We start from the raw sequence: 14,634 nt of genomic DNA on the forward strand, positions 1-14,634 counted from the left end.
CCCGGACATGAAGCGGCCGTCCTGGCCGCACTCTTGAAGAAGCTTCCGCTCAGCCGCGCGCGGCTTCTTCCGGCGTGAGCGTGCGCAGCGACAGCGCGTGGATCGCGCCGCCCATGAGGTCACCGAGCGTCGCATACACCATGCGGTGGCGCGCGAGCGGCAGCTTGCCGGCGAATGCCGGGCTGACCACCAGCGCCTCGAAATGCACGCCATCGGGTCCGACGACCTCGACCGTCGCCTCCGGCATGCCCTGCCGGATCAGATTCTGCACGGTGGAACTGTCCATTTGCTGCGTTTCCTCGGGCGATGGGGAGACGGCCGCGGGGAACCCGCACCTGCGACGCTGGCGCCGCCAAGGCCGTCCAGTAGCCGGATCGCCGGGACCCATCCCGGGGCGAAGCGGCTACAATGGAGGCGGCGCATGGTACTCAAAATCCTTGGGCAGCGCAGAAAAACCGATGTTTTCCATGCTTGTGCCGCCATCCACCTGGCTACTATGAACGCCCAGATGCTCGCCGCCACCACCCGCCCCATGAGCAATCCGCTGCTCGACGCGACCGCGCTGATCCGCAGCGCGCAGGCCGTCATCTCGACCGAGGCGCAGGCGATCCAGGCGCTGCACGGCCGCATCGACGCGAACTTCCTGCGCGCCTGCCAGCTGATGTTCGAGTGCGCCGGCCGGGTGATCGTGTCGGGCATGGGCAAGTCCGGCCATATCGCGCGCAAGATCGCCGCGACGCTCGCCTCGACCGGTACGCCCGCGTTCTTCGTGCATCCGGGCGAAGCCAGCCACGGCGACCTCGGCATGATCACGCAGAAGGACGTCGTGCTCGCGCTGTCCAACTCGGGCGAGACCGACGAACTGCTGACGATCCTGCCGCTGATCAAGCGGCAGGGCATCGCCCTGATCGCGATGAGCGGCAACAACGGCTCCTCGCTCGCGCGCCTCGCCGACGTGCACCTCGATACCAGCGTGCCGGCCGAAGCGTGCCCGCTCGGCCTCGCGCCGACCTCGTCGACGACCGCAGCGCTCGTCATGGGCGACGCCCTCGCGATCGCGCTGCTCGAAGCTCGCGGCTTCACCGACGAGGATTTCGCGCGTTCGCATCCGGCCGGCAGCCTTGGCCGCCAACTGCTGCTGAAGATCAGCGACGTCATGCACAGCAACGGACAGATTCCCGCGGTCGGTCCGGACGTGACCCTGACCGAAGCGCTGGTCGAGATGACGCGCAAGGGCCTCGGCATGACCGCGATCGTCGATCCTGCCGATCAGCGCCTGCTCGGCGTGTTCACCGACGGTGACCTGCGCCGCGCGGTCGACGACGACGACATCGACCTGCGCACGACCCCGGTCACGCGCCTGATGACCGCGCAGCCCAAGACGATCACGGCGGACAAGCTGGCGGTCGAGGCGGCGCAGCTGATGGAAGCGCACAAGATTCATGCGCTGTTGGTCGTCGACGCGGACAATCATGTGGTTGGTGCGCTCAACATCCACGATTTGTTGCGGGCTCGAGTGGTTTGAGAGCCGGGAATACGGAATGGGGAATCGGGAATCGCACAAGCCACCACCCGATGCGTGAACCGCGCTGGTCGCCACACCTTTGCTCCTGAACCTCCCCGATCCCCCATTTCCATTCGACCCCCATGCTCCCTGCCGACCTGCCCGCCGACATCCGCGAACGCGCCGCGCGCGTCAAGCTCGCCGTGTTCGACGTCGACGGCGTGCTCACCGACGGCAAGCTGCACTTCACCGCGGACGGTCACGAGATCAAGTCTTTCAGCGTGCTTGATGGCCTCGGTTTCAAGCGCCTGCTGGCGAACGGCATCGAGGTCGCGGTCATCACCGCGCGCATGAGCCACGTCGTCACCGAGCGCATGGCCGAACTCGGCGTGGCGCACGTCTATCAGGACCAGAAGGACAAGCGCGCTTGTCTGGCGCAATTGCTGGATGCGCTGCATCTGGCGCCGGATCAGGTCGCCTACACCGGCGACGACCTGCCCGACCTTGCGGCGATGCAGGTGGCGGGGCTCGCGGTCGCGGTCGCGAATGCGCATCCGTGGGTGCGCGAGCGCGCGCACTGGCGCACGCGCCTCGCCGGCGGCAGTGGCGCCGCGCGCGAGGTGTGCGACCTGCTGCTTGCGGCGCACGGCAAGGCCGACGCGGAACTCGCCGCGTTCCTGGGCTGAGCCATCCGCGATGGAACGTCGCTACTGGTTGATCCTCGCGCTGCTCGCCCTCCTTGCGGCCGGCACTGAACTGCTTGTGTGGATCACGCGCGACCGCACCGACGCACAGACCTTCGCCGGTCCACCCCGCTCGGACTACACGCTCGAACAGTTCACGCTCGACGCGCTCGATTCCGCCGGCAAGCGCACGTTCCGCGTCAGTGGCCCGCGCCTGTCGCGGCGCGGCGACGACGGCTCGATCTTCGTCGATGCGCCCGACTACCTGCTCGTCGACGGCGGTGGTCATCCATGGAACGGCAAGTCCGATTCGGCCTGGGTCGACAAGGAAGGCGAGGTGATGAAACTGCTTGGCCACGTCGAGATGCATCGCGCAGCCGAGGCCCAGGAGGATCCGATCGACGTCGTGACGCGCGACCTCACCACGTACCCGAAAAAGAAGACGATGGAAACCGCTGCCGCGGCAACGATCACCCAGCCCGGTTCTATACTGCGCGGCACCGGCATGCGTGGCGACCTCAACGAAAAGACCCTGGAGCTCCTGTCCGATGTCAGCTCGACCCTGCAGTCCAGACATGCGCGCGATGGCGCGCAGTGAGCGCCGCCTGCGTTGCGCCGCGCTGTTGCTCGCCTGCCTCGCGGCGCCCGCGGCGCACGCGCTCGGCAACGACCGCGACAAGCCGATGGACGTGACGGCCGACTACTCGAAGATCAACCAGGGCAAGGACAAGCAGCCCGGCACCACCTACCTGCGCGGCAACGTGCGCGTCGTGCAGGGCACGATGAAGGCGAACGCGGCCGAGGCGACGATCCACCAGAAGGCGAACGGCGACGTTCAGCGCGTGGTGATGACCGGCAAGCAGGCGCACGTCGAGCAGCGCCAGGAAGGCGGCGGCCTTATGACCGCCGACGCCGACCAGATCGACTTCAACAACGACACCAGCGTGGCGGTGCTGACCGGCAACGTGAAGGTGGTGCAGGCGGGCCGCGGCGAGTTCCACGGCGAGAAGATGACCTACAACACCAACACCGGCGAGATGGAAAGCGGCGACACCAACGCCGGCAGCCGCGTGCACATCATCATGCAGCCGAAGGCAAAGGCGGCCGGCGACGGCAAGGCAAGCGACGCCGGCGCGACCGACGCCAAGGGCAATCCGCGCTGATGCTGAGCGCCCACGGCCTGCGCAAGAGCTTTCGCGGACGCGCGGTCGTGCGCGACTTCGCGTTCCACCTGCGCGAGGGCGAGATCGTCGGCCTGCTCGGTCCGAACGGCGCCGGCAAGACCACCTCGTTCTACATGATCGTCGGCCTCGTCGCGGCCGAGAACGGCTCGATCCGCATCGACGAACACGAGGTAACCGGATTGCCGATGCACGCGCGCGCGCGCCTCGGCGTCGGCTACCTGCCGCAGGAACCATCGGTGTTCCGCCGCCTCAGCGTCGCCGACAACATCCTCGCGATCCTCGAACTGCGAGGCGACCTCGACGAGAAGGGCCGCCAGGCCGAACTGGAAGCCCTGATCGACGACCTGCAGATCGGGCACATCGCCGGGCAGAACGGTGTCAGCCTGTCCGGCGGGGAGCGGCGACGCGTCGAGATTGCGCGCGCACTCGCGGCCAAGCCGCGCTACATGCTGCTCGACGAACCGTTCGCCGGCATCGATCCGATCTCGGTGGTCGACATCCAGCGCATCGTGCGCCAGCTCAAATCGCGCGGCATCGGCATCCTGATCACCGACCACAACGTGCGCGAGACGCTCGGCATCTGCGAGCGCGCCTACATCATGAGCGAGGGGTCGGTGCTGGCGCAGGGCACGCCGGCGGAAATTCTCGCCAACGAACAGGTGCGCGAGGTCTACCTGGGGCGCGAATTCCGCATGTGAGCGGGCGCGGACGGCCGGGGCGAACCCGGCGAGGGTCCGCCTGTTGTGCCGCCCCGTCAAGCCCTGCCCGACGGCGATTTTTGGCGCTAGGATGGGTTCAAACGGCTGTTGGCACGTTTTCGGCATGAAACCCGCTCTGCAACTCCGTCTCGGCCAGTCGCTGGCCCTGACACCGCAACTGCAGCAAGCCATCCGGCTGCTGCAGCTATCGCGCATGGAGCTGGAGCTGGAGCTCAATACCGCACTCGAATCCAACCCCCTGCTCGACCTCGAGGACGGTTCGGAAGGCGAAGAAGGCGAGGAAGTTCCCGATGCGGCGGAAACGGAACCGGATCCGTCCGTCGACAGCGAATTCGACGACCAGCCGCTCGACCTTGAACTCGACCGCAGCGACTACCGCGGCACCGCGCTCGACGAGGACGGCCTCGAACCGCAGGACGCGGAAATCGAGGACCTGCGCGACCACCTGCTGTGGCAGCTCAACCTGACCCCGATGGCGGGCCGCGACCGCGCGATCGCGACCGCGATCATCGAGGCGATCGACGACGACGGCTACCTGATCGAGAGCGACGAAACGATCATCGGCGCACTCGCGTCGCTGTTCACGGTGACGGCGGAGGAAATCGAATCGGTGCGCCATCGCGTGCAGCACTTCGATCCGGTCGGCGTGGCCAGCCGCAACCTGCGCGAATGCCTCGCCGTGCAACTGGATGCGTTCGACGTGACCACGCCGGGGCTTTCGCTGGCGCAGATCCTCGTCGCCGACCATCTCGAAGCACTCGCCCGCCACGATCGCACGCGCATCTGCCAGCGCCTGCAGACCGACGAGGCGGAATTCGAAACCGCGCTCGCGCTGATCCGCTCGCTGCAACCCAAACCCGGCGGCAGCTACTCCAATGCCACCGCCGAGTACGTCGCGCCGGATGCGTACGCGCGCAAGGTCGGCGGCCGCTGGCAGGTCGCACTCGCGCCCGGCTGCCAGCCGCGGCTCGGCATCAACGAGCACTACGCCAGCCTGATCGCAAAGGCGCGCCGCGAGGACGCGAACTACCTCAAGGGCCAGCTGCAGGAAGCGCGCTGGCTGATCAAGAGCCTGAAGACGCGCGCCGAAACCATGCTCAAGGTCGCCAGCGCGATCGTGCGCGCGCAGGAGGCATTCCTCGAATTCGGCCCCGAAGCGATGCGCCCGCTGGTGCTGAAGGACGTCGCCGACGAAATCGGCATGCACGAATCGACGATCAGCCGCGTCACCACGCGCAAGTTCCTGCACACCCCGCGCGGCACGTTCGAGTTCAAGTATTTCTTCTCCAGCGGCGTGACCACCGTCGATGGTGGCGCGGCATCGGCGACCGCGATCCAGGCGATGATCCGCCGCCTCATCGACGAGGAGAAAAACGCACGCCCGCTGTCGGACCAGGTACTCGCGACCGAGCTGAATCGGCGTGGCATCAACGTCGCGCGGCGCACCGTGGCGAAATATCGCGAGGCGATGAACATCCCCTCGTCGAACGACCGCAGCCGACTTGGATGAGGAGGACGCGCCACCATCTATCGTATTGCCACACACAATCGCGCAACGGCAGGAGGGAACGCACCCGGCGATCGCTTGTCGAAGTAGTGGGAACCGCAATCCGCGCACCCGGCGCGGCATGCGGCGATCGATCCAGGGCCGGCCGTTGCCGCGCCCGTCCAGCGAGGAATCCAGTCATGCAGATCAATGTCAAGGGTCACCAGGTCGAAGTCACCACGGCGTTGCGCGATTACGCCGCCGGCAAGTTCGAACGCGTCACGCGCGTCTTCGACCAGTTGCATGACGTCACGGTCGTACTCGGCATCGAGAAACTGCTGCACAAGGCCGAAGTCACGATGCAGTTGTCCGGCAAGACCCTGCACGCGGATGCCACCGCGCCCGACATGTATGCGGCGATCGATGCGCTCGTCGACAAGGTCGAAACGCAGCTGCGCAAGCACAAGGAAAAGCTGACCGACCACCACGCGGACGCGGTGCGCGCAACGCGCTACAGTTGACGTTTCCGCAGGGACCCCGCACCCGCCCATGCCTTTCCTCGATTTGCTGCCCGCAGAGCGGGTGCGGACCGGCCTTGACGCGCGTGACAAGGCCGGTCTGATCGATCGGCTTGCGAGCATCCTCGCCGCCGAGGGCGACGCCAGCATCGCGCGCGATGCGCTGGCCGCGCGCGAACGCCTCGGCAGCACCGGCCTTGGACACGGCGTCGCGATCCCGCATGGCCGCAGCGCGAAGATCAGCGAAGCACGCGCCGCGTTCGTGCGCCTCGCCGAGCCGATCGACTTCGGCGCCGACGACGGAAAACCCGTCGACCTCGTCGCCGCCCTGCTCGTCCCGGCGCATTTCACCGACCAGCACCTGAAGCTGCTGGCCGAGCTGGCCGAGCTTTTCTCCGACTCCGCGCTGACCAGTGCCCTGCGCGAGGCGCCGGATGCCCCGGCGTTGCGCACCGTGCTTGAGGGCGGTCTTCGGCACCCGTCGTAGGGCGGGTCGATCTCGCAGGGCGGGTCGAGCGCGAAGCGCGAGTCCCGCCACACACCGCGACAGCGCGGCCGGCGGCACGCGCTTCGCGCGTACCGCCCTACGGAGCTCACCAGCGCGCCGCGCGAGGCTCCGGATGCTCCCGCGCCCGTACCGTGCTCAACGATGGCCTGCGGTACTCGTACGGCGGGTCGAGCGCGAAGCGCGAGTCCCGCCGCACACCGCGACAGCCCGGCCGGCGGCACGCACTGGGCGCGTACCGCCCTGCGGAGCTTCCGGTCCGGGATGCCTTACACTTCCTCGTCGCCTCGACCTCGCCAGCCGCCATGGCCCCCAGCCCTCAGCCCTCGACCCTGCCCCACGCATGGACCGCCTGACCGCACGTCAATTGTTCGACGCGGTCGGCGAGCGCCTCGCGTTGCGCTGGGTCGCAGGCCTGCGCGGCGAGAACCGCGCGATCGAAACCGGCGGCCATCTGGAACGGCGTCCCTCGCTGGTCGGCTACCTCAACATCATCTATCCGAACAAGGTGCAGATCATCGGCACCGAGGAACTCAACTACCTCGACGGCCTCGACTCGCGCCAGCGCTGGGAGACGGTCGAGAAGATCGTCGCCTACCAGCCGACCGCCCTGCTCGTCACCAAGGACCAGGCAATCCCGGCCGACCTGCGCCAGGCCGCGGAGGAATCGAACACACCGCTCTGGCACAGCCCGAAGCGCGGCCATGAGCTGCTCACCTATTTGCAATACCAGCTCGCGCGCAATCTCGCGCGGCAGGTCACGTTGCACGGCGTGCTGATGGAGGTGTATTCGATTGGCGTGCTGATCACCGGCGAGAGCGGCACCGGCAAGAGCGAGCTCGCGCTGGAACTGCTCACGCGCGGCCATCGCCTGGTCGCCGACGACGCACCCGAGTTCACCCTGATCGCACCCGACGTCATTGACGGCACCTGCCCCGAGATGCTGCGCGACCTGCTCGAAGTGCGCGGCCTCGGCGTGCTCAACGTGCGCGAGATGTTCGGCCATACCGCGGTCAAGCCGTCGAAATACCTGCGCCTCATCGTGCACCTCAAGCCACAGAAACTCGACGCACCGCCGGGCGATGCGATGACGCGCCTGACCGGAGATGTCGGCTACCGCGAGGTGCTCGACGTGCACGTACCGCAGATCACGATTCCGGTCGCGCCGGGACGCAACATCGCGGTGCTGGCCGAGGCCGCCGTGCGCAGCCACATGCTGAAGAGCAAGGGCTTCGATCCGGCACAGACCTTCATCGATCGCCAGGCGCACCAGATGCGCCGCCTGCCGCCATGGTAGAGCGCGCCGGGAACGCAAACGGCGGCTCGGACAACGGCAGCGGGAACGACCAGCTGATCGTCGTCAGCGGCCTATCCGGCTCCGGCAAGACCGTCGCCCTGCGCACGCTCGAGGACCTCGGCTACTACTGCGTCGACAACCTGCCGGCCGCCTTGATGCCGGCGTTCGTGCAGGCGATCGCGCAATCGACCGGCGGGCACCACCGCCTCGCGGTCGGCGTCGACGTGCGCAACCGCGCCGAGAACCTCAACCGCCTGCCGCAGATCCTCGCCGAGCTCGCGCGTGCGGACCTGGATTACCGGGTGGTGTTCCTCGACACGCGCGACGACGTGCTGATCAAGCGTTACTCGGAAACGCGCCGTCGCCATCCGCTGTCCGGCGACGGCCTCGGCCTGGCCGAAGCGATCGCCGAGGAACGCCGCCTGCTCAAGCCGATGCTCGCGCTGGCCGACCGCGTCGTCGACACCAGCGACCTCAACGTGCACCAGCTGCGCCGCCTCGTGATCACCGAAATGGGTCTCACGCCCGGCGCGATGACCCTGCTGTTCGAATCGTTCGCGTACCGCCGCGGCGTGCCGACCGACGCCGACTTCGTGTTCGACGCCCGCTGCCTGCCGAACCCGCACTGGGACGCGAAGCTGCGGCCGCTGTCGGGCAAGGATGCGCCGGTGCGCGAATGGCTCGAAAGCCGACCGGAAGTGATCGAATTCGGCGACGACGTGCGCAACCTGCTCGAACGCTGGCTGCCGCACTTCGAGGTCGATGGCCGCAGCTATGTGACGATCTGCATCGGCTGCACCGGCGGCCGCCACCGTTCGGTGTATCTTGCCGAACGCCTGGCCGAGCAATTGCGCGAACGCCACGCGCAAGTGTTGACCTACCATCGGGAGATGGAGTGATGGAAGTCGGAGCGTGCCAATGAGCGTCGGCGTACTGCTGATGACGCATGAGTCGATGGGCGCGGCGCTGGTCAACGCGGCGCGCCACGTGCTCGGCCGCCTGCCGCTGCCGGTGGAGGTGCAGGAAGTCGGCGCCAATGCCGACCCAGACCAGATGCTGCGCGCGGCTGCGGCGAATGCGCGCGGACTCGACCACGGCGACGGCGTGCTGGTGCTGTCGGACCTGTACGGCGCCACGCCCTGCAACATCGCCCAGCGCCTGCCCGATCTCGGCGTGCGCATGCATTGCGTGTCCGGATTGAACCTGCCGATGCTGTTGCGTGTCCTCAACTACCCGGAACAATCGCTCGACGAGCTCGCGCAGACCGCCGCCAGCGGCGGCCGCGGCGGCATCGTGGTGGATAATCCGTGATCATCGCATAGGGCGGGTCGAGCCGCGCAACGGCGAGTCCCGCCATCCGGCCCCAGGCCCTGCTCCAGGAATCCCATGCTCGAAAAGGAAATCACCATCAGCAACAAGCTCGGCTTGCACGCGCGCGCCTCGGCCAAGCTCGTGCAGGTCCTGCATGGCTTCCAGGCGAGCGCGTACATCGCCTGCCGGGGCAAGGAGGTCAACGCCAAGAGCATCATGGGCGTGATGATGCTCGCCGCGGGTCTCGGCACGCCGCTGAAACTGCGTACCGAGGGTGCCGACGAGGAAGCCGCGATGAACGCGATGGTGGACCTGTTCGAGCGCAAGTTCGACGAGGGGCAGTAGGGCCTGCAACCGGCCGTTCGCTCCGGGCGGAGCCCCGAAGTCGCGTGGTCGAAAGGCACGAAATGCGTGGCTTTTCCGGTGTTTCGACTGCGCGGAACTTCGTTCCGCTACGCTCGGCACGCACGGTTCCGATTCGGGATAGGTTGTAGTCTCGGCATTGCGCCTTCCGCTGCGGAGCGGCGACCAGGGCGACCCTGCAGCAACGGGTGGCAGCAACACGAAACACGGAGGCCAGCAAGCGCGTGCGACTCGTACTGACCGGCGGCGGCGCTTCGCGCGGAATGGCGCTCGGTCGCGCACGCCTCGAACAACCGAGCCGCTTCCTCGTCGACGACCGTCCGCTGGCCGAAGCGGACGTGGAAGCGGAGGTCGATCGGCTCAAGCAGGCGATCGCGGCCGCACGCGAGGAACTCGCGGTGCTGCGCGAGAAGGTGCACGGCGCGATGGCGCGCGAAGTCGCCGAGTTCATCGACGCGCACAGCCTGATGCTGGCCGATCGCGAATTGACCAGCGGCCTGTACGACCTCATCCGCCGGGGTCGCTACCGCGCCAGCGCGGCGTTGAAGATGCAAAAGGACCGCCTCGTCGCCGTGTTCGAGGCGATGGACGACCCTTACCTGCGCAGCCGCAAGGAGGACGTCGGCCACGTCATCGCGCGCGTGCAGGCCGGGCTCTCGCGCGAATCGAGTCGCGCCGAACGCCAGCTCGCCTCGCGCGTCGGCGAGATCCTCGTCAGCGACACGGTCGCACCTTCGGAACTCGTTCCGCTGGCCGAGCATGGCGTGCTCGGATTCGTGCTCACCTCGGGCAGCCAGGTCTCGCACAGCGCGATCCTTGCCCGCTCGCTGCGGCTGCCGATGCTGGTCGCCACGCACGACGCGCTCGCACGCATCCAGGACGACGACCTGCTCCTGATCGACGGCGAGCATGGCGAGGTCGTGGTGCATCCGACCGCGCAGGACCTCGCGCGCTACCGCGCGTGGCAGCGCGACTTCGTGCAGCAGGGCAAGCGCCTCGCGCTGTTGCGCGACGCCGACACGCGTACCCGCGATGGCGTCGCGATCGCACTGCATGCAAACGCCGAATCAGCCGCCGACATCGCGCAGGCGCGCACCTGCGGCGCCGCCGGCATCGGCCTGTATCGCACCGAGTTCATGTTCCTGCAACGCAAGGAACTGCCGCACGAGGACGAGCAGTTCCTCGTCTATCGCGACCTCGTGCTCGGCATGGGCGGGCTGCCGGTGACGATCCGCACGCTCGACCTCGGCGCCGACAAGGCCGACTCGAGCGGCCTCGTGCTCGACGACGAGGAGAACCCCGCACTCGGCGTGCGCGGCGTGCGCCTGTCGCTGCGCCACCCGCAACTGATGACGACCCAGTTGCGCGCGATGCTGCGCGCGTCCGCCTACGGCCCGGTGCGCGTGCTGGTGCCGATGGTGTCGGCGGCGGAGGAAATGACCAGCGTGCGGCGCATGCTGAAGGAATGCGCGCGCGACCTGCGCTCTGCCGGCCACGAGATCGCCGACAACGTCGAGCTCGGTGCAATGATCGAGGTACCGGCCGCGGCGATCGCCTTGCCGGGCATGATCCGTGAACTCGATTTCATCTCGATCGGCACCAACGACCTGGTGCAGTACACGCTCGCGGTCGATCGCAACAACGACCACCTCGCAAACCTGTACGACCCGCTGCACCCGGCCGTGCTGAAACTGCTCGCGCAGACGATCACCACCGCGCAACGCGCGAAACGCCGCGTCACCCTGTGCGGTGAAATGGCGGGCGACCCGCGTTACACCGCCCTGCTGCTCGCCCTCGGCCTGACCGACTTCAGCATGCACCCGGGCGTGCTGCTGGAAATCCGCGAGGCCATCGGCAGCCTCGACAGCGCCGGACTGCGCGCCCATGCCAAGGCGCTGCTGGGCGCGCCCACCCGCGCGCGCATCGATCGCGTGCTCGCACGGATGGCGGCTGCGCAAGGGTAGGCGAATCCCGCCATTCCTGCCCAAAGCCGTTCGTGTTGAGCGCAGCGGAACGAAGTTCGGAGTAGCCATTCCTGCCCAAGACCGTTCGTGTTGAGCGCAGCGGAACGAAGTTCCGCGGAGTCGAAACACCAGCCTGCCGCGCACGCTGTGCTCTTCGACTGCGCGCCTCCGGCGCTGCGCTCAGAGCGAACGGATTCTTTGAACCCGACCAGAAAGCCGTTCGTGTCGAGCCCAGCGGAACGAAGTTCGGAGTCGCCATTCCTGCCCAAGGCCGTTCGTGTTGAGCGCAGCGGAACCGAGTTCCGCGGAGTCGAAACACTGCCTCTCGCGAATCCGCCGAGGATCTACCAATGCGGCTCGACCACGATGCCGTGCGCCTTCCTTGCAAGCTCCAGCTCGACATGCAATGCCGGGCGCAGAAGGGGCAACCACTTCTCGATCGCAAGCGCGACATGCCTTGAAACCGCCTGCGGCTGCGCCGGCGGGGATTCCTCGGTGTAGACGGCCTTGATGCAGCGGAAGTCGGGCGAGAGCAGCCGGAAATACTGGATCAGCTCGCGCATCGAGTACTCCTTCCAATGATGTGCGTAGGTGCGAAGGTTCACGATGTCGGAAACATCCAGACCGCCGCCGTAGCGGGCGAGCAGTCTGCGTACGCTCCAGAAGCGTCCACGCAGCGCGTAGTAGTTCGGGGTCGTGACCACGATGCGCCCGCCCGGTCGCGTGACGCGGAAGATCTCGCGCCACATCGCCACGGGGTTGAACGTGATGTGCTCGACGACCTCGGTGAACAGAACCAGTTCGAAGTGGTCGTCCGGAAACGCCTGCAGTGCGGTAATCCGTTCGAGGCTGTCGTTGCAGTGCAGACTGATGCCGAGCTCGGCGGCAGCTGCGATGACATCAGGCAGCGCGAGCGTATCCGGCAGGTCCATCGCCGCGACGTGCATGCCTTCGTAGGCATAGATCGACGTCTGGTGCAGCCAGTGCGCGCCGATGTCCAGCACCTTCGTGCCCGCCACCAGCGGCCTCGTCCGTTCGATCTCCTCGCGGGTTCGTACGAACCGGGGCCAGTGGTGGCACAAGTAGGGCTCGGCGGTGCCGCCGTTTCTCCGGAACAGCTCCAGGGATTGCGCCAGTGTCGGTAGTGTCATGCGCGGATGCGGGGCCGGTTCGCGAGGTACGGATCGCGCTCGCGCAAGCCTAATGCCTGGGAGAACGCCCGAACAAGCTGCGGCGGACTTCTTGCCGCGTCTACGTGGCATCATTCGCGCCCATGAATGCACCCAACCTCGTCGACTTCGTCGCGCCCGGGACGCTCGCAGACGTCGAACGCCACGCCGCTGCGTTCGCGAAGCGCGAACCGTTCCGCCACGTCGTCATCGATGACTTCCTTGCGCCCGATTACGCTGCCGCGCTGCTCGCGGCATTTCCGCCGTTCGAGCGCGGCAACGCCCGCAATGAAGCCGGCGACCTCGGCGGCAAGTCCACGATCGAACGGATCCGGGGACTCGGCGCACCCTATGCAGCGCTCGACGACCTGATCCAGTCGCGCGAATTCCTCGACCTGGTCGGCCGCATCACCGGCATCCCCGACCTGCTCTACGACCCGGACTATTTCGGTGGCGGGACGCATGAAAGCCGGCAGGGACAGGATCTGGATGCGCACGTCGATTTCAACCGGCACCCGAGCGAGGGTTGGCATCGCAGGCTCAACCTTATCGTCTACTTCAACGACGCATGGAACGATGCCTGGGGCGGATCGCTGGAACTGCACTCCGATCCGCGCTCGCCCGACGATCGCGTGACCGTGATCACCCCTCTCTACAACCGCTGCGTGATCTTCGAGACGACCGAATGGAGCTGGCATGCATTCCCGCCCATCGCGCTGCCAGCGGAGCAGCGCTCGCGCACGCGCAAATCGATAGCACTCTACTTCTACACGCGCGACCGCCCGAGCGAAGAACTCGCCGATACCCATTCGACCATCTATGTCGACCGCCCGTTGCCGGAACGCTTTCGCGCGGGACTTACCCTGGGCGAGCACGACGTCGAGGAACTGCGCGTGCTGCTCGCGCGACGCGACCAGCACAACCAACGTTTGTACCGTGACCTGCAGGAAATGACCCGCCAACTCCAGACTGCGAACGCGGCGCTTCGCACCGGCGTGATCGGAAGGCTGGGCTACCTGTTGCGTCGCGTGGCCGCGAGGCTGAAACGCTAGTGGAACGCGCTCCCCCGCGCTCCGCTCCCCTGCATCCCTGAATTCGCCCCTTCGACGAGAAGAATATGGACATCGATGAAATGGCGCGCCGCGCGCGCAAATTCAATTCCGAACTCGATGCGGTCAAGCAGCGCGTGGCTCCGATGGAGTTCGGCTGGTACCCGTATGGAACCCTCAACAACTTCCAGATCCTGCGCTCCCTCCTCAAGGGCGACCGGCGCAACCTGCTCGACCTGACCGACGGTCAACCGATCGTGGACATCGGCGCAGCGGACGGCGACACCGCGTTCTTCATGGAGTCGCTCGGCTGTCGCGCGGACGTGGTCGACTACGCACCGACGAATTTCAACGGCTGTCGCGGCGTGGCCGCGCTCAAGGAGGCGCTGCAGTCGAAAATCAACATCCGGCAGGTCGACCTCGACGCCTATTTCGAACTGCCGGGGGAGCGCTACGGGCTCGCGTTCTTCCTCGGCATCCTGTACCACCTGAAGAATCCCTTCGGTGCCATGGAAAACCTCGCCCGGTTCGCCCGCCATGCGCTCGTGAGCACGCGCATCGCGCGCTACAACCTCGCTTTGAACCTGCCGCTCGGGAAGGACGTGAACAGCATTCGCGTCGACCTGCGCAGCGTTCCCGCCGCCTATCTGGTCGATCCGTACGAGACGAACAACGATCCGACCAACTACTGGATGTTCTCGGACGCCGGACTGCGCCGCCTGTTCGATCGTACCGGCTGGGACATTCTCGACTACACCACGGTCGGCAATACCAAAGCGTCGGATCCGGCGACGAATGCGGGGGACGAACGCGCGTTCTGCCTCCTGCGCAGTCGTCACCACGACTGACCTCCTTCGCGTGGAACCGAGCAGGGAATCGGCT

17 protein-coding genes are annotated in these 14,634 nt (G+C 67.0%); 15 read left to right on the forward strand and 2 right to left on the reverse strand.

The features are described 5' to 3' along the window. Nucleotides 1–49: 49 nt before the first annotated feature. Nucleotides 50–286 (reverse strand): BolA family protein, encoded by a 237-nt coding sequence (locus tag ACILRJ_RS12010; protein WP_395683423.1) that lies wholly within the window; start codon nucleotides 284–286, stop codon nucleotides 50–52. A 210-nt stretch (nucleotides 287–496) separates the two neighbouring features. On the opposite strand from ACILRJ_RS12010, the gene ACILRJ_RS12015 reads away from it, so the two are divergent. The 13 genes from ACILRJ_RS12015 (at nucleotide 497) to ptsP (ending at nucleotide 11,534) form a co-directional block, all read left to right on the forward strand. After that, nucleotides 497–1,525 (forward strand): KpsF/GutQ family sugar-phosphate isomerase, encoded by a 1,029-nt coding sequence (locus ACILRJ_RS12015; RefSeq protein WP_395683424.1) that lies wholly within the window; start codon nucleotides 497–499, stop codon nucleotides 1,523–1,525. 122 nt (nucleotides 1,526–1,647) lie between these two features. After that, nucleotides 1,648–2,190 carry a KdsC family phosphatase gene (locus tag ACILRJ_RS12020; protein WP_395683425.1) on the forward strand — a complete coding sequence of 181 codons (543 nt, stop codon included), beginning with the start codon at nucleotides 1,648–1,650 and terminating at the stop codon, nucleotides 2,188–2,190. Nucleotides 2,191–2,200: 10 nt separating this feature from the next. Then, nucleotides 2,201–2,785 carry an LPS export ABC transporter periplasmic protein LptC gene (gene lptC / locus ACILRJ_RS12025; RefSeq protein WP_395683426.1) on the forward strand — a complete coding sequence of 195 codons (585 nt, stop codon included), beginning with the start codon at nucleotides 2,201–2,203 and terminating at the stop codon, nucleotides 2,783–2,785. Continuing rightward, nucleotides 2,763–3,350 carry a lipopolysaccharide transport periplasmic protein LptA gene (gene lptA / locus ACILRJ_RS12030; protein WP_395683427.1) on the forward strand — a complete coding sequence of 196 codons (588 nt, stop codon included), beginning with the start codon at nucleotides 2,763–2,765 and terminating at the stop codon, nucleotides 3,348–3,350. Before lptC ends, lptA begins: the two co-directional genes overlap by 23 nt. Beyond that, nucleotides 3,350–4,069, forward strand: coding sequence for an LPS export ABC transporter ATP-binding protein (gene lptB, locus ACILRJ_RS12035; RefSeq protein WP_395683428.1), 720 nt, complete (start codon nucleotides 3,350–3,352; stop codon nucleotides 4,067–4,069). The genes lptA and lptB overlap by 1 nt, the downstream gene beginning before the upstream one ends. Before the next feature lie 124 nt (nucleotides 4,070–4,193). Then, complete coding sequence (locus ACILRJ_RS12040) at nucleotides 4,194–5,600, forward strand: RNA polymerase factor sigma-54 (protein ID WP_395683429.1); 1,407 nt, start codon at nucleotides 4,194–4,196, stop codon at nucleotides 5,598–5,600. A 176-nt stretch (nucleotides 5,601–5,776) separates the two neighbouring features. Further along, complete coding sequence (hpf, locus tag ACILRJ_RS12045; protein ID WP_395683430.1) at nucleotides 5,777–6,097, forward strand: ribosome hibernation-promoting factor, HPF/YfiA family; 321 nt, start codon at nucleotides 5,777–5,779, stop codon at nucleotides 6,095–6,097. A gap of 28 nt (nucleotides 6,098–6,125) precedes the next feature. Continuing rightward, on the forward strand, nucleotides 6,126–6,581 hold the full coding sequence (locus tag ACILRJ_RS12050) for a PTS sugar transporter subunit IIA (RefSeq protein WP_395683431.1): 456 nt from the start codon (nucleotides 6,126–6,128) through the stop codon (nucleotides 6,579–6,581). 361 nt (nucleotides 6,582–6,942) lie between these two features. Then, nucleotides 6,943–7,896: an HPr(Ser) kinase/phosphatase gene (hprK, locus tag ACILRJ_RS12055; protein WP_395683432.1), complete on the forward strand. Its 954-nt coding sequence runs from the start codon at nucleotides 6,943–6,945 to the stop codon at nucleotides 7,894–7,896. After that, entirely contained in the window at nucleotides 7,890–8,795 is a 906-nt protein-coding gene (rapZ, locus tag ACILRJ_RS12060; RefSeq protein ID WP_395683433.1) for an RNase adapter RapZ, read from the forward strand. The genes hprK and rapZ overlap by 7 nt, the downstream gene beginning before the upstream one ends. 19 nt (nucleotides 8,796–8,814) lie before the next feature. Beyond that, complete coding sequence (locus tag ACILRJ_RS12065; protein WP_395683434.1) at nucleotides 8,815–9,207, forward strand: PTS sugar transporter subunit IIA; 393 nt, start codon at nucleotides 8,815–8,817, stop codon at nucleotides 9,205–9,207. Nucleotides 9,208–9,282: 75 nt separating this feature from the next. Further along, complete coding sequence (locus tag ACILRJ_RS12070) at nucleotides 9,283–9,552, forward strand: HPr family phosphocarrier protein (RefSeq protein WP_395683435.1); 270 nt, start codon at nucleotides 9,283–9,285, stop codon at nucleotides 9,550–9,552. 242 nt (nucleotides 9,553–9,794) lie between these two features. Further along, nucleotides 9,795–11,534: a phosphoenolpyruvate--protein phosphotransferase gene (ptsP, locus tag ACILRJ_RS12075; RefSeq protein WP_395683436.1), complete on the forward strand. Its 1,740-nt coding sequence runs from the start codon at nucleotides 9,795–9,797 to the stop codon at nucleotides 11,532–11,534. A gap of 344 nt (nucleotides 11,535–11,878) precedes the next feature. Here the strand turns inward: ptsP and ACILRJ_RS12080 are convergent, their stop codons facing one another. After that, nucleotides 11,879–12,799 carry a class I SAM-dependent methyltransferase gene (locus ACILRJ_RS12080; RefSeq protein WP_395683524.1) on the reverse strand — a complete coding sequence of 307 codons (921 nt, stop codon included), beginning with the start codon at nucleotides 12,797–12,799 and terminating at the stop codon, nucleotides 11,879–11,881. An 8-nt stretch (nucleotides 12,800–12,807) separates the two neighbouring features. Between ACILRJ_RS12080 and ACILRJ_RS12085 the strand changes: the two genes are divergently transcribed. Next, nucleotides 12,808–13,755, forward strand: a complete 948-nt coding sequence (locus ACILRJ_RS12085; RefSeq protein WP_395683437.1) for a 2OG-Fe(II) oxygenase — start codon at nucleotides 12,808–12,810, stop codon at nucleotides 13,753–13,755. A 65-nt stretch (nucleotides 13,756–13,820) separates the two neighbouring features. Then, a complete protein-coding gene (locus ACILRJ_RS12090) occupies nucleotides 13,821–14,600 on the forward strand; it encodes a class I SAM-dependent methyltransferase (RefSeq protein ID WP_395683438.1) in 780 nt (259 codons plus the stop codon). Nucleotides 14,601–14,634 lie beyond the last annotated feature (34 nt).

It is taken from the genome of Dokdonella sp., from assembly GCF_044227025.1.
In the GTDB taxonomy this organism is placed as follows: Bacteria; Pseudomonadota; Gammaproteobacteria; order Xanthomonadales; family Rhodanobacteraceae; genus Dokdonella_A.